This is a genomic window from Gillisella terrae (genome assembly GCF_004801395.1).
GTDB lineage: Bacteria > Pseudomonadota > Alphaproteobacteria > Rhizobiales > Rhizobiaceae > Allorhizobium > Allorhizobium terrae.
Genome location: NZ_SSOA01000002.1, coordinates 71,976 through 85,699, shown reverse-complemented (window position 1 = coordinate 85,699; position 13,724 = coordinate 71,976). Strand labels below are relative to the sequence as shown.

The following is a 13,724-nucleotide window of genomic DNA, read 5'->3' as shown; positions in this document are numbered from 1 at the left end:
GCGCTCCCATAGGAGCGCCGTTCAAAATAACCTCGCCGAAAGGGCGAAGGCGAAACAATCAAGCAGCGCTGATGTTTACAGCCTTAGGGCCCTTGCCCATGCGGTCAGCTTCTGTGTCGAAAGTTACTTCCTGACCGTCGCGCAGAGTCTGAATGCCAGCAGCCTGAAGAGCGGAAATGTGAACGAAAACGTCCTTCGCGCCGCCTTCTGGAGTGATGAAGCCGAAGCCCTTGTCCTGATTGAAGAATTTTACAACGCCTTTAATGGCCATGGGATAAGTCCTTTTCCCTTGAGTTTTTTGTATTGCTTCGCCCGGTACCCGGATGAAACATTGATCGCCCCTTTCACAAAGAGGCAGGTCGGTAGTCGAGATAACGGGGAAAAGACGTCTACCATCGGAGGTTAAGCCTCCAGCGCCGCAGAGCCATCAAGCCAGTCGCGGTGATACAATCAGTCCAGTCTCCGGGATCATAAATACCCGAACGTGTGAAGATTTATAGGAAATCTGCCAATGCAGCAAGCATATATGAAGGTTTGACCTCAAAATACGCGCTCTCGCGCCTGGTATGAAATCAGATATTTTGGGACACTCAGCAAAATCCAATAAATATTAAGGGTGGATTTTTTCCATCATCATGACGGCCCTCATGCTTCCGATCCTGCTTCCTGCCATGTGAGTCGAGGCCACCGCCATGCGCAAAAGCGGCATCTTGTAATGCATTGCTGGATGCATGGAGCATGAAGGGATTATCGAGCGCCAGAGGCACCAAGATAAAATATCACCGGTATTCAATCTCAAATTTTCTGAAAAATGGTGAGAGCGATGGGATTCGAACCCATGACCTACTGATTAAAAGTCAGTTGCTCTACCGGCTGAGCTACGCTCTCCCAAGTGAGGCGAACCAGCGCCTCAGGAAGTGGCCGGAACATAGTCACGCGGATGTTTTGGGTCAACCTAAAAAAGTGAGATTTTGCAGCTTTTTAACAGGTCATTGTTATGAAACAGCAAAAAAAGATGATTGGCATGTGATGGCAAACAGCGCTACCACGTGCAACATGTGCTGCGTCTGGTAATGTTTCGGGGGAAGTCGTGTCTATTGCTGAAATACCGTTTTTAACGGCGCTCATCGCGGGCACGTTATCCTTCTTGTCGCCCTGCGTTTTACCCTTGGTGCCACCTTACCTTTGTTACATGGCTGGCGTGAGTGTTGAGCAGTTTAGAGGCGGCTCGACGGTGGCTCTCGATACACGCATGCGCAGCGGCGTTATCTTTTCTGCGCTGTGCTTTACCCTCGGATTTGCCACAGTGTTTGTGGCGCTTGGGGCCGGTGCCTCCACAATTGGCATGATGTTACGCCAGCATCTTGATATTCTCTCCAAGATCGGCGGTGTTATCATCATCATCATGGGTCTGAATTTTCTTGGGCTTTTTCGCATTGGTCTTCTGGCCCGCGAAGCCCGATTTTCAAGCGGCGGCAAACCTGCGACGCTCACAGGCGCGTATGTGATGGGTCTTGCTTTCGCCTTCGGCTGGACGCCCTGTATCGGTCCCGTGCTGGGCGCTATCCTTGCTGTGGCCGCCGCCCGGGACACTGTGGGGCAGGGCGCTGTATTGCTGGCCATCTATTCGCTGGGACTGGCTATTCCGTTTTGGATTGCCGCTGGCTTTTCCGGGGCGTTCATGCGGTTTCTAACGCGCTTTCGCCGTCATCTTGGTCTGGTCGAAAAGCTGATGGGCCTGCTGCTGGTGCTGACAGGCCTCGCTTTTATCTTCGGATTCGTCACCGATTTAGCAATCTGGTTTCAGCAGAGCTTTCCGATTCTCTCCCGAATCGGATGATGCACTCTCTGGCAGGCTTTAAAATCGCGACGTGATCTTGCTTCGCAGCATTTCAGGAAATGCGCCCAGTCCCGTCCCCGGAGCTACGCCTTCGCGCATCACAAACTGGCGAAGCGGTGAGAGGCTGGAAAGCAGATGAATGCCTGCCGCCCGCACCATCTGAACCGGCAGAAATGGCGACAGCAACGAACGGTTTAGCAAATCGACACTGGCGGTTCTGCTCAAGACATCCACCTTGCGGCGGCGGTCGAAACGACTGCCGATTGTTGCTCCAATCGGCTTGCTCAGATCTTCACCCACCAGATCGTCAAGCACCATAACGTCGCGCAGGCTGAGGTTCAGCCCTTGGGCTCCGATTGGAGGAAAGGCGTGGGCTGCTTCACCCACAAAGGCCGCGCGCCCCTTGCCATAGCGCAAAGCTGTCATGCCCGACAAAGGCCATGCCTGTACGCCATCCTCAACGGTCACCTTGCCGAGCAAGGATTGCATGCGCTCTTCCACAACGCTGCTCAGTTCTTCGACCGGCATGGCCATCAAGCGCTCAGCCTCCGTGGGCTGCACCACCCACACCAGGCTGGAGCGGTTGCCGCGCAGAGGCACCTGCGTGAAAGGCCCTGATTCCGTGTGGAATTCTGTGGATGTATTATTGTGCGGCAAAGCGTGGGCAAAATTGAGCACTACCGCCGTTTGTGGGTAAGACCAGGTGCGCACAGACACGCCAGCCGCTTCGCGCGTCATGGACTTACGTCCGTCTGCGCCAATAATCAGGTCAGCGCCAAGCTCGGTTCCATCATCAAGCGTCACCATGGCATCATCATTGCCAAAATGAACCGAGGATGCGTTGGTGCGATAGAGTGTAATGTTTGGCTCACGCGCAATCGCCGTTTCAAACGTGGTCAACAGATCCGTATTGTTGAAATTATAGCCAAAAGCGGGCAGGTCGATTTCCGAACTCAGAAAATTAGCCGGTGGAGCGCGCAACAAGCGCCGGGTGCCATCAATGATTCGCATGGTCGAAAGGGCTTCGGCTTTGGGCTTCAGCTCCTCCCAAAGGCCAAGGCGATCCAAAAAACGAATCGATTGATCCATCAGGGCCGTTGTACGCCGATCTTGAACATGGGCCTTGCCGCACACGAGGGCTACTTTGCGCCCGCGTCGAGATAGCGCAATCGCTGCCACCGAACCGGCAAGACCTGCTCCAACGATAACGACCTCTTTTTTTTCCACAGCCTGCTCCTTGATGGTCTTTCCAACTGCATCGCGCGATATGAAGCGCTACAGCGGACCTTTATGCGCCACATAGCGCGCGCAACATGGTAGATGTAATGCTGAACATGCGCAAAATCCATGGGCCGAATTGGCGCAGTGCGCGAGAAAATCCCTAAAGGATGGCAATAAAAATCCCCAAAAAACGGAGGGTTTACGCTTTGAAAGCCACAAGGCGTCGTTTGAAAGGTTGCATTTGAAAGGAATTCGGAGAATATCGCGCTCACCGACCATAGGGACAGATACCGGCGAACCATGAAGATTTTCAACTACAAGCGTGTACCCTATGCGGAGATCCGCGCCTTTTCCGTGCATATTCTTACGGCATCAGGATCGTTTCTCGCATTTTTGGGCGTTGTGGCTGCCGCCGATAAAAATTTTACCAGCATGTTCTGGTGGTTGGGGCTTGCCCTGTTGGTCGATGGCATAGATGGCCCAATTGCCCGTAAGGTGAGGGTGAAGGAAGTGCTACCCAATTGGTCAGGCGATACACTTGATAACATCATTGATTATGTGACCTACGTGCTGTTGCCTGCTTTTGCGCTTTATCAAAGCGGCATGATCGGGCAGCCTTGGTCATTTGTTGCGGCGGGAATGATTGTTGTATCAAGCGCAATTTATTATGCTGATACAGGCATGAAAACCGAAGAGTATTTCTTCTCCGGCTTCCCGGTGGTGTGGAATATGGTGATCTTCAGCCTGTTTGTTGTTGATGCCTCGGCAACAACAGCGATGACGGTTGTGGTGATCTCGGTTCTTCTGACGTTCCTGCCCATCAACTTTCTCCACCCTGTGCGTGTGAAGCGATTGCGCGCTATCAATCTGGGCGTCTTCTTCGTGTGGAGTGCTTTGGGCATATATGCACTGCTGATGGATTTTTCCACACCGTTTTTCGTGCTGGTCCCCTTCGTCGCAACTGGCGTCTATCTCTATGTTATCGGTGGTATTTTGCAGATTTTTCCGAACCTGGGCCGAAATTAATCTTCCAATTTTGCCTGATTTTATGGCACCATCTAAAAAATAGTCGGTATGACGGTTGTGTGATACGCTAAAGTCAGTATCAATGCAGTGTAATAGGTCCGTTGGCGGCGTTGCATGCTTGTTTAGATCTGAATTGGTTTGAACAATTGCACAAAACCATGGAAATCTACAGTGAAGCTTTGATGCGCCCAATGTAGCGAGCAGCGCTGTAGTAATAACGATTCCAGGCTTTGGAATTTGTACAGTTTTACATTTCGTTCCAGCGGTGTCATGCCGGATGAGACAAAGGGGGTAAGGTGTCGCACAGTCAGGAATCGATGAATGCTTCGCTGCTTTCTGTGCGGAAGTTGACGAAACGGTTCGGTTCTTTCACGGCTTGCGATGGGATTGATCTCGAGATCAGCCCCGGAGAAATTCATGCATTGCTGGGTGAAAATGGTGCCGGAAAATCCACTCTGGTCAAAATGCTGTTTGGTGTTCTTGCCCCCAATAGCGGCGATATTGTCTGGAACGGCGATCATGTGAACATTGCCACGCCCGCGCAAGCACGCAAACTGGGTATTGGCATGGTGTTTCAGCACTTTTCCCTGTTTGAAGCTCTGACTGTTGCTGAGAATATCGCGCTTTCACTGGATCAGTCCGTCTCTATCGCCGATATTTCGGAAAAAGCACGCGCCCTTTCCATCTCCTACGGGTTGCCGCTTGATCCCAATTCCCATGTGGCCGATTTGTCGGTGGGCGAACGCCAGCGCATTGAAATTGTTCGGGCGCTTTTGCAAAACCCTAAACTGATCATTTTGGACGAGCCAACCTCTGTTCTCACCCCGCAAGAAGCTGACAGGCTGTTTGAGACGCTCGACAAGTTGAAAGCGGAAGGCCGGTCGGTTCTCTACATCAGCCATCGTCTGGATGAGGTGCAGCGGATTTGCGATCGCGCAACGGTGCTGCGACACGGCAAGGTGGTCGGTGCCTGTGAGCCTCGCAAGGAAACGGCAGCATCATTGGCGAGCCTGATGGTTGGCGGTGATGTGGCTGGCGTAATCCAGGAAGCCGCCCCTGAATTCGGTGATGAGCTTTTGTGTGTCACGGATCTGAATGTGCCACCACGCACCCCCTTTGCCATGGCGCTGAAAGGCGTTTCTCTGAGTGTACGTGCTGGCGAGATTCTTGGCATTGCAGGTGTGGCTGGCAATGGCCAAAGCGAGCTGTTTGACGCGATTTCGGGCGAATATCCGGTGAGAAATCACCAATCCATAAAAATCTCCGGGCAAGCCGCAGGTCAATCGGGCATCAATGAGCGGCGTTTGTTGGGCGCAGGTTTTGTACCAGAGGAGCGCCATGGCCACGCAGCCATCACGACATTTACACTTTCAGAAAACCTGTTGCTTGCGAGACATGGCTCCGATCGGGCGCGGTTTGTAAAAGGCATGCTCGGCCTGATCAGCCGCAACGCTCTTAAAGATGTCACCAGCCAGATTTGTGCGGAAATGGATGTGCGCAAAAGCGGAGATGATCCGTTGGCGGGATCACTCTCTGGCGGTAATCTGCAAAAATTCATTGTTGGAAGAGAGCTGGATCGGCAGCCTGACGTGCTGGTTGTCAATCAACCGACGTGGGGTGTGGATGCGGGTGCTGCCAGCAGAATCAGACAAGCACTTGTCAATCTGGCGAAGCATGGCTCTGCTGTTGTGATTATAAGTCAGGATCTGGATGAAATTTTTGAGGTGGCGACCTCGATTGCCGCCATCTCTGAGGGCAAACTGTCTAAAATCTATCCGGCCCGCACGATGACACGGGAAAAAATAGGGTTGCTCATGGGCGGGATACATGGCTTGGAGAGCGCAGATGCGCATTGAGCTTGAAAAGCGCGCACGCGCGTCTGTTTTTTTCACTTTCGCGTCGCCAATGCTGGCTTTGGTACTGACTCTGCTGTTTGGCGGCATCATGTTTAAGCTGATGGGCAAAGATCCGTATTTCGCCCTTTACAGCTTTTTCATCGACCCGTTGACCCAAGTCTGGTCTCTGCACGAGCTGGCCATCAAGGCAGCCCCCCTTATTCTCATCGGTGTTGGCCTTTCCATCTGCTATCGCTCAAACAATTGGAATATCGGCGCGGAAGGTCAATTTATCGTTGGCGCTTTGGTTGGCAGCTACATACCGGTGATTTTCTACGAATGGCATTCGCCTTTGCTTTTGCCGCTGATGCTGGTGCTTGGCGCGGTTGGCGGCGCACTTTACGCTGCCATTCCCGCGCTGTTGAAAACAAGGTTCAATACCAATGAGATTCTCAGCAGCTTGATGCTGGTCTATATCGCCCAATTGCTGCTGGATTATCTTACGCGCGGACCGTGGCGCGATCCGCAGGGCTTCAACTTTCCCCAGACACGCGAATTTGTCGAGGAGGCAGTGCTTCCGGCGATCTGGCCGGATTCTGGCCGCGCACACTGGGGCTTTGTTATTGCCATTCTCGTGGCGATCCTTGTCTGGTTCATGGTGCGCTTTACCATGAAGGGCTTTGAAGTCTCCGTGTTGGGGCAATCGGCGCGGGCCGGGCGGTTTGCTGGCTTCTCCTCTAAGGGTATGGTTTGGTTTTCCATGATGTTTTCGGGTGGCTTGGCCGGCCTTGCAGGCATTTCCGAAGTGTCTGGTTCCATTGGTCACTTGCAGCCGTCTATTTCGCCGGGCTACGGTTTCACAGCCATTATCGTCGCCTTTCTCGGACGTCTGAGTCCGCTCGGCATTATTGCGTCAGGTTTGGTATTGGCATTGACCTATCTCGGTGGCGAAGGTGCGCAATTGTCGATTGGCGTGTCCGATAAGGTGACGCGCGTGTTTCAAGGCTTGCTGCTGTTTTTCGTTCTTTCCTGCGACACGCTGATTTATTATAAAATCAGAATTGTCTGGACCAAGGCCCGCTCGGCGCTGGGTGGAGGCACCCCATGATTCTGGAAGCAATTCTGCTCACGATTATCACGGCCTCAACGCCGCTGGTCATTGCCGCCATGGGTGAGCTGGTCACGGAGCGGGCAGGGGTTTTGAACCTCGGCGTGGAAGGCATGATGATTATGGGGGCGGTTGCCGCTTTTGCGGCCTCCTATTCTTCCGGCTCGCCGCTGCTCGGTATTCTTGCTGGCATCGCGGCAGGTGCTGTTTTTTCGCTTCTCTTTGCTTTCCTGACCCTCACACTGGTGGCCAATCAGGTTGCAACAGGCTTGGCTTTGACCATTTTGGGTCTTGGCGTTTCCGGACAGTTGGGCGAGAGCTTTGTTGGGAAGCCCGGCGTGCGCATGCCCGACATCACCATTCCGTTTCTGTCCGATATTCCGTTTGTTGGCCCGATACTCTTCCATCAAGACCTGTTCTTCTATCTTTCGATTGTTCTGGTGATTGGCGTTCACTGGTTCCTGTTCAAAAGCCGCACGGGGCTTATGCTGCGCGCAATAGGTGACAGTCACACATCAGCGCATACGTTGGGGCTCAAGGTTGTTCAGGTTCGCTACCTTGCCGTCATGTTTGGCGGGGCTTGTGCTGGTTTGGCGGGTGCGCAATTATCACTTGTCTACACACCGCAATGGGTGGAAAATATGTCCGCCGGACGCGGCTGGATTGCATTGGCGCTCGTGGTGTTTGCGTCCTGGCGGCCATGGCGTGTTCTGGCGGGAGGGTATCTTTTCGGAGCGGTCACAATAGGCCAGCTTCACGCTCAGGCCTTTGGTATTGGGCTGCCTTCGCAATTTTTATCCGCTTTGCCTTATGCCGCCACGATTGTTGTTTTGGTGGTTATATCGCAAAATCGACGTACAACGCTCATCAATACACCTGCTTCGCTCGGAAAGCCCTTTGTCCCAGATCGCTGAAAGAGCCAATTTATCCTGCAAACCAATAGGGGAAATTATGAAGAAACTAACACTGGCTTTTGCAGCCACCGTTGCCACAGTGCTATCCATGTCTGCTGCGGCATCTGCCGCTGACAAAACGAAGATCTGCTTCGTTTACGTTGGCAGCAAGACCGACGGCGGCTGGACACAGGCGCAAGATCGTGGCCGTCAGGAGCTTCAGGCTCATTTTGGCGACAAGATTGACACACCTTATCTGGAAAACGTTCCGGAAGGCCCTGATGCAGAACGTGCAATTGAGCGCCTTGCACGCGACAACTGCCAGATGATCTTCACGACATCCTTCGGCTTCATGGACGCCACCATCAAGGTTGCCAAGAAATTCCCGAAGGTAAAGTTTGAGCACGCAACCGGCTTCAAGGCGGCTCCAAATGTTGCGACCTACAACTCGCGCTTCTATGAAGGCCGCTATATCCTTGGCGTTATTGCTGGCAAAATGTCCAAGAAGGGCGAGGCTGGCTACATCGCATCCTTCCCGATCCCAGAAGTGGTTATGGGTATCAACGCCTTTGAACAGGGCGCAAAATCTGTAAACCCAGACTTCAAGATGAAGGTCATCTGGGTTAATTCCTGGGCCGATCCAGGCAAGGAAGCCGATGCTGCCAAGGCATTGCTCGATCAGGGCGTAGACATCCTCACCCAGCACACCGACACCACAGCACCGATGCAAGTGGCTGAAGAGCGTGGCATCAAGGCTTTCGGTCAGGCATCTGACATGATCAAGGCTGGTCCAAAATCGCAGTTGACCGCTATTGTTGACACCTGGGGCGCTTATTACATCAAGCGCACACAGGAACTGCTGGATGGCAAATGGAAGTCCGAGCAGAGCTGGGATGGCCTGAAGGATGGTATTTTGACCATGGCACCATACACAAACATGCCTGACGATGTGAAGAAGCTGGCCGAAGAGACCGAAGCCAAGATCAAGTCCGGTGAGTTGCACCCCTTCACCGGCCCAATCACCAAGCAGGACGGCACACCTTGGCTCAAGGCTGGCGAAAAGGCTGACGATGCGACACTGCTTGGCATGAACTTCTACGTTCAAGGCGTAGACGACAAGTTGCCAAAATAAGCTTGCGAAATCGCATGAGTTGATGAAAGTTGAGGCCGCGCAGCACCCATGTTGCGCGGTCTTTTTATCGATTGAGGTGATTGAAATGAAACTTCATCGTGTGACTGAGCAATTGGACGTGAATGATTCCAATCTGTCTGGTTCTCAATACAATGATGCCAATCTGTCTGGCAGCGAATTTAACCAAATCAATTTTTCAGGCACGCGCGTCAATGACAGCAATATGACGGGTTGGAAATTAAACGACGTCAATCTATCGGGTGCGCGGCTTCAAAATGCAAACCTGTCCGGTCTTGAAATCGAAAATTGCCGCCTGACGGGTGTCACCATTGACGGCATTTCATTGGAAAAAATGATTTCGGTCTATAAAGCAAGTCACGCAGCGTCGAATACCGCAGACGATGCTTGAGTAAATTGCCTGAAAAGCCACCGTTGAAAACCGGAGGCTTTTCAAAAAAATCACGCGGCGATTTTGAGTTTGCTGCTTGCACCGGCCAGTTTGCGCTCGGCGCGCTCTTGCTGGGGCGAACGATTGTAGAATTCGCGATAACATTTTGAAAAATGCGACGCGGAAACGAAGCCGCAGGCCACCGCAACCTCCACCACCGGCATGGAGGACTGCACCAGCAAATGGCGAGCCCGGTCAAGTCGGATTTCCAGATAGTAACGGGCAGGGGAACGGCCCATTTCCTGCTGAAACAGTCGCTCTATCTGGCGACGGGACAGATCAACTTTATCGGCGATATCAAGCAGCGATATGGGCTCGGAAAGGCTGGCTTCCATCAATTCTATGATCTGCAAGACCTTGTTGTTTTGTACACCAAGGCGGGCACGAAGCGGCAGACGCTGGCGGTCGCTGGCTGCGCGCACGCGGTCGGTCAGATGCTGCTCGCAAACCCTGTTCACCAACGCCTCGCCAAAGTCCTGACCGATAAGATTCAGCATCATGTCCAGAGATGCCGTGCCGCCAGCGCAGGTGTAGAGATTGCCATCGACCTCGTAGAGGTCCGCATAGACCTCGGCTTGCGGGAAGGCTTCAGCAAAGCCAGGCAGGTTTTCCCAATGGATCGCACAGCGCTTGCCGTTCAAAAGGCCCGCCTGAGCAAGAATATGAGAGCCCGTACAGAGACTGCCAATGGCTACATTGCGACCATAGGCTTCCCGCAGCCACGCATTGACCGATTTATTGTGAAACTCTTCCACATAGACCCCCGAACAGACAATCGCCATATTGGGGCGGTTTTCACCGGAAAGTTTGCGACGCTCATCGGCGAGCGCTGTATCCACGTCGATGCAGATACCTGACGAGGATGACACCTTGGTGCCATCCACAGAACAGATCCGCCATTCGTATGCGCTGTAACCCAACATTCGGTTCGCGATACGCAGCGTTTCGACTGCACCTGCAAATGGCAAAAGCGTAAAATTTGGAACCAGAAAAAAGACTATGCTGCGTTTTTTGATCGGCGTTTTGCTCATAGCGTCACCATACTGTGGAGATCGGCAAAATTGACATTTTTTAAATAAGTCAATTGCCCAAATACGACAGTATCACGACATATAACGACAGCAATATTTTATATTTATCAGCCATAGGATGAAAATGGCGGGCCATAAACGTCAACGCGCCACTCATATGGGGTTGGGAAAAGACCGATCCCATTGGCAAATATTGATTTTCATCACAAAAATGACATTTCTCGCCATTCGGCACCGTGGTTCAAAATGATTATCGATCGGCTGCTGGCAAGCGTTCTGCGTCAATCGCAGGCCAGCCTAGATCTTTGCGCATGGCGACAGGCATGGATTCGAGCGCGAGAAGCAGCTTTCGCTGCTCGTTCCAGATGTTAAACCTCGCCTTCCAGCGCAGGAATATGCGCTCCAATGTCGTGAATAGGGTTGGCACCTGTGGGGGGTGCGTCTGTGTCGAACACTGCGCGATATAAGTCATCTCCATTTTCCTTTCCTTCAACGCGATGCCGCCGGGCATCTATCGCCAGTTTAAAATGACAGCATTGCGCCTATCAATAAATCGAATGTTTTTGATGGTATTCATCAATTTTGTTGGTGCATCCAGCTATCATCAACAATGCCAATATCGCGGCGTATATCCTCCGGAAGGTTCATGATGATAGCGATGGTCTGCGCGCGCTTTGCCTTGCGCTTTCTTTGCTCGAGATGGCCTCGCACCCACTCTTTGATTGCTGTCAGACGTGTGTTCTGGCGGACCTCGACGTGGAGTGGGCGCCCTTTCTGGACAATTTCCATGACATCTCTCCTTGTGTGACCGTCCACACAGCATGAAACCGAATTGACATTCAATCAAACGAAACGATATGATCTTTAAGATGAAAAAATCTGAAGGGTAGATCATGAAGCTGATCCAGTCTGCCAATTTGCCTTTGCTGGAGAACGATGTTCTCAGAACATTTGTCGCCATTTCAGAAACAGGCAGTTTTACCGCTGCGGCGGAGCAGGTGTTTCGCACGCCATCGGCTGTGTCCATGCAGATCAAAAAGCTTGAGGAACAGCTTTCCGTTTCACTGTTTCGCCGTGACGCGCGCTCAGTTTCGCTGACGCCGCACGGCGAAATGTTGCTAAGTTATGCAAAACGCATGCTTGCTCTGAGCAATGAAGCTGTATCGCGGTTTCTGATGCCAGAGATGAACGGTGTGGTGCGATTGGGCGCGCCTGACGATATTGGCGAGCTGATCCTGCCCGGTATTTTGGTGCATCTCTCCCAGACATGGCCGCATCTTGCCATTGAGGTGACGATTGACAGTTCCATTGCGCTCAAAAAGGCAATTGATGAAAAGCGGCTGGATGTGACGCTGTTCAACTTTCTCGATGGTGTCGTGGCCAGTCCATCGATGCGCGTGATGACTGAGGATCTGGTGTGGGCCGGTAAAAAACACGGTCAGGCCCATTTGAAATCACCTTTGCCAGTTTCTGTCTGGAATGAGGGATGTATCTGGCGCCAGCGCGCGCTAGATGAGTTGACCAAACAAGGCACGACGTTTCGGATCGCCTATTTCTGTGGTCACCATATGGGGCAAATGGCAGCCATTCGCGCTGATATCGCTGTTGCGCCGGTGGCGCGCTTTCTGCTGCAAGATGACATGGTTGAGCTGACAGAGCGCGACGGACTGCCGAAGCTTGGCACCTATGATATCGGCATAGCGCTGCGCGATGATGCAAGTGCGCCTGTGAACGCCGTTGCCGATTACGTTCGCTGTGTTTTGGGTGATCGAAGCTTTGTCTCGCAGTGCATGGCGGCATAGGAGAGCCTGCACATTCACCAGACACCGTTTTTCGCGCCATTCCACAGCCAGCGCCAGAGGGTTGGAGGAAAATGCAGCGCTGATGGGCCCATGGACGCACCGGGTTTTAGCTGCCCCTGCAAAGCATCGCCCACGGCTTTACAGGTCACATCCAGGGCGGCAGCGGTGAGCAGCATAGGGTAGGTTGAGATAAAATCGGTTTTTTCAGGCTTTGGCCGGACCTGATAGAGCAAAGCGCCTGTATCCGTTCCTGCGTCAACCATATGAACCGTTGCGCCAAAATTATCGGCATCGCCGTTGGCAAGCGCCCAATAGCCGCCCATCTGGCCACGATAGGCAGGGTTGATCCCGGCGTGAAGATTAAGCACCGGCACATTGAGTGCTTCCAGCATATCGCGTTTCATCAAGCGGGTGCTGACCAGTAAAATCGCACCGGGATGACATTGGTGCACCAACTCCAGCGCCTCTGGACTGTTGATACTGCGCACGGTTGTGACCGGAACATCTGGATTGAAATGCGGGTTGGCATTGTAAAGCCTACATATTTCCGTGGTTCTGCGCTGTGCGGCCCCTCGCAGCAGCTTGGCAAATGCCATTGTCGCCAACTGGCCAAATGCTTGAACGGCACCGAGTCGTTTCTTTCGGCGTTGAAAGATCTCTTGTTTGCTTTCGGGCTCTTCGAGCAGAACATGCACAGAAAAATGCGACCGGAGCGCGTTGATAACCATCCATGGATTCGGGCCTCCTGCCGTCATCACCAAAACTGTCTGTGCATCTCTTGGAACCACGACCACTCCCCGTTTTTTTCCAACTTGTAGAGGCTGCTCTGCCTGCAATGAAAGCCGGCATCACGTCTCGACCTTATTTAATCACAAACATTGGAAAGCCCGCGGAACTTTCTCCGGCCTGCCGCATTATATGAACGCAAAGCGCGTTATGCGCCAGATGTCGCCACAGGGGTTTTTAAAATGCACTCGAAAAAAATCTTCACAATTGCATCCATCGTCCTGATGACAGCAGCCCTGTCTTCATGTGGCAACACCATTCGCGGCATGGGCAAAGACGCCGCCAGCACTGTCAATGCGACGCAATCGGCAGGAAATTCGGTTGCCAAGGCCGCGCGCTAAACGGCCGGAACGAGGTTGAGCATGCGATCAATTGATTGCATGCTTGACCGGAATTGATCACCGTTGAGGTGATAATTGTTTGCTTCGCTGGGTTCGGCGCACGAAAGGCGCACCTCGGCGATATCGATTTTTTTTGACCAAGCTATTGAAATATTGAGATTTTGACGGAGGTTCCGTCATTTGGCATATTATTTTTCTTAAAATAATAACGCAAGCCTCTTGAAGCTCTAGTCGCTAGAGATCCTATCCTGCATCCATGTG

General features: G+C 52.5%; 15 protein-coding genes and 1 tRNA gene. 9 read left to right on the top strand and 7 right to left on the bottom strand.

What is annotated here, in order from left to right; translation table 11 throughout:
* Nucleotides 1-58: 58 nt before the first annotated feature.
* Nucleotides 59-271 (bottom strand): cold-shock protein, encoded by a 213-nt coding sequence (locus tag E6C51_RS04135; RefSeq protein WP_075640851.1) that lies wholly within the window; start codon nt 269-271, stop codon nt 59-61.
* 541 nt (nt 272-812) lie between these two features.
* A tRNA-Lys gene (locus E6C51_RS04130) sits at nt 813-888 on the bottom strand.
* Nucleotides 889-1,090: 202 nt separating this feature from the next.
* Between E6C51_RS04130 and E6C51_RS04125 the strand changes: the two genes are divergently transcribed.
* Nucleotides 1,091-1,840, top strand: coding sequence for a cytochrome c biogenesis CcdA family protein (locus tag E6C51_RS04125; RefSeq protein WP_190235140.1), 750 nt, complete (start codon nt 1,091-1,093; stop codon nt 1,838-1,840).
* An 18-nt stretch (nt 1,841-1,858) separates the two neighbouring features.
* Here E6C51_RS04125 and E6C51_RS04120 read toward each other — a convergent pair whose 3' ends face one another.
* On the bottom strand, nt 1,859-3,067 hold the full coding sequence (locus tag E6C51_RS04120; protein WP_190235139.1) for a UbiH/UbiF family hydroxylase: 1,209 nt from the start codon (nt 3,065-3,067) through the stop codon (nt 1,859-1,861).
* A gap of 294 nt (nt 3,068-3,361) precedes the next feature.
* On the opposite strand from E6C51_RS04120, the gene pcsA reads away from it, so the two are divergent.
* From pcsA to E6C51_RS04090, 6 genes are all read left to right on the top strand, one after another.
* The gene (pcsA, locus tag E6C51_RS04115) at nt 3,362-4,087 is read left to right on the top strand and encodes a phosphatidylcholine synthase (protein ID WP_190235138.1); all 726 of its coding nucleotides are present in this window, start codon (nt 3,362-3,364) and stop codon (nt 4,085-4,087) included.
* Nucleotides 4,088-4,404: 317 nt separating this feature from the next.
* Complete coding sequence (locus tag E6C51_RS04110; protein WP_190235470.1) at nt 4,405-5,943, top strand: ABC transporter ATP-binding protein; 1,539 nt, start codon at nt 4,405-4,407, stop codon at nt 5,941-5,943.
* Nucleotides 5,933-7,030 carry an ABC transporter permease gene (locus tag E6C51_RS04105; RefSeq protein WP_190235137.1) on the top strand — a complete coding sequence of 366 codons (1,098 nt, stop codon included), beginning with the start codon at nt 5,933-5,935 and terminating at the stop codon, nt 7,028-7,030. The genes E6C51_RS04110 and E6C51_RS04105 overlap by 11 nt, the downstream gene beginning before the upstream one ends.
* Entirely contained in the window at nt 7,027-7,944 is a 918-nt protein-coding gene (locus E6C51_RS04100) for an ABC transporter permease (protein WP_146929849.1), read from the top strand. Before E6C51_RS04105 ends, E6C51_RS04100 begins: the two co-directional genes overlap by 4 nt.
* 37 nt (nt 7,945-7,981) lie before the next feature.
* Nucleotides 7,982-9,055, top strand: coding sequence for a BMP family ABC transporter substrate-binding protein (locus E6C51_RS04095; RefSeq protein ID WP_146929854.1), 1,074 nt, complete (start codon nt 7,982-7,984; stop codon nt 9,053-9,055).
* Between the two features lie 85 nt (nt 9,056-9,140).
* Complete coding sequence (locus E6C51_RS04090) at nt 9,141-9,464, top strand: pentapeptide repeat-containing protein (RefSeq protein WP_190235136.1); 324 nt, start codon at nt 9,141-9,143, stop codon at nt 9,462-9,464.
* A gap of 50 nt (nt 9,465-9,514) precedes the next feature.
* Here E6C51_RS04090 and E6C51_RS04085 read toward each other — a convergent pair whose 3' ends face one another.
* The 3 genes from E6C51_RS04085 to E6C51_RS04075 all read right to left on the bottom strand — a co-directional run bounded on the left by E6C51_RS04085 (nt 9,515) and on the right by E6C51_RS04075 (nt 11,323).
* Nucleotides 9,515-10,534 carry a GlxA family transcriptional regulator gene (locus tag E6C51_RS04085; RefSeq protein WP_146929860.1) on the bottom strand — a complete coding sequence of 340 codons (1,020 nt, stop codon included), beginning with the start codon at nt 10,532-10,534 and terminating at the stop codon, nt 9,515-9,517.
* Between the two features lie 250 nt (nt 10,535-10,784).
* Nucleotides 10,785-11,012 (bottom strand): hypothetical protein, encoded by a 228-nt coding sequence (locus tag E6C51_RS04080; protein WP_146929863.1) that lies wholly within the window; start codon nt 11,010-11,012, stop codon nt 10,785-10,787.
* A 98-nt stretch (nt 11,013-11,110) separates the two neighbouring features.
* Nucleotides 11,111-11,323 carry a hypothetical protein gene (locus tag E6C51_RS04075; protein ID WP_190235135.1) on the bottom strand — a complete coding sequence of 71 codons (213 nt, stop codon included), beginning with the start codon at nt 11,321-11,323 and terminating at the stop codon, nt 11,111-11,113.
* A gap of 104 nt (nt 11,324-11,427) precedes the next feature.
* On the opposite strand from E6C51_RS04075, the gene E6C51_RS04070 reads away from it, so the two are divergent.
* Nucleotides 11,428-12,336, top strand: a complete 909-nt coding sequence (locus E6C51_RS04070) for a LysR family transcriptional regulator (protein ID WP_146929870.1) — start codon at nt 11,428-11,430, stop codon at nt 12,334-12,336.
* Between the two features lie 14 nt (nt 12,337-12,350).
* Here the strand turns inward: E6C51_RS04070 and E6C51_RS04065 are convergent, their stop codons facing one another.
* Nucleotides 12,351-12,932 (bottom strand): formyl transferase, encoded by a 582-nt coding sequence (locus tag E6C51_RS04065; protein ID WP_330999752.1) that lies wholly within the window; start codon nt 12,930-12,932, stop codon nt 12,351-12,353.
* 414 nt (nt 12,933-13,346) lie between these two features.
* Here E6C51_RS04065 and E6C51_RS04060 point away from each other — a divergent pair, with 414 nt between their 5' ends.
* Nucleotides 13,347-13,463 (top strand): entericidin domain-containing protein, encoded by a 117-nt coding sequence (locus E6C51_RS04060; protein ID WP_407920775.1) that lies wholly within the window; start codon nt 13,347-13,349, stop codon nt 13,461-13,463.
* Nucleotides 13,464-13,724: the final 261 nt, after the last annotated feature.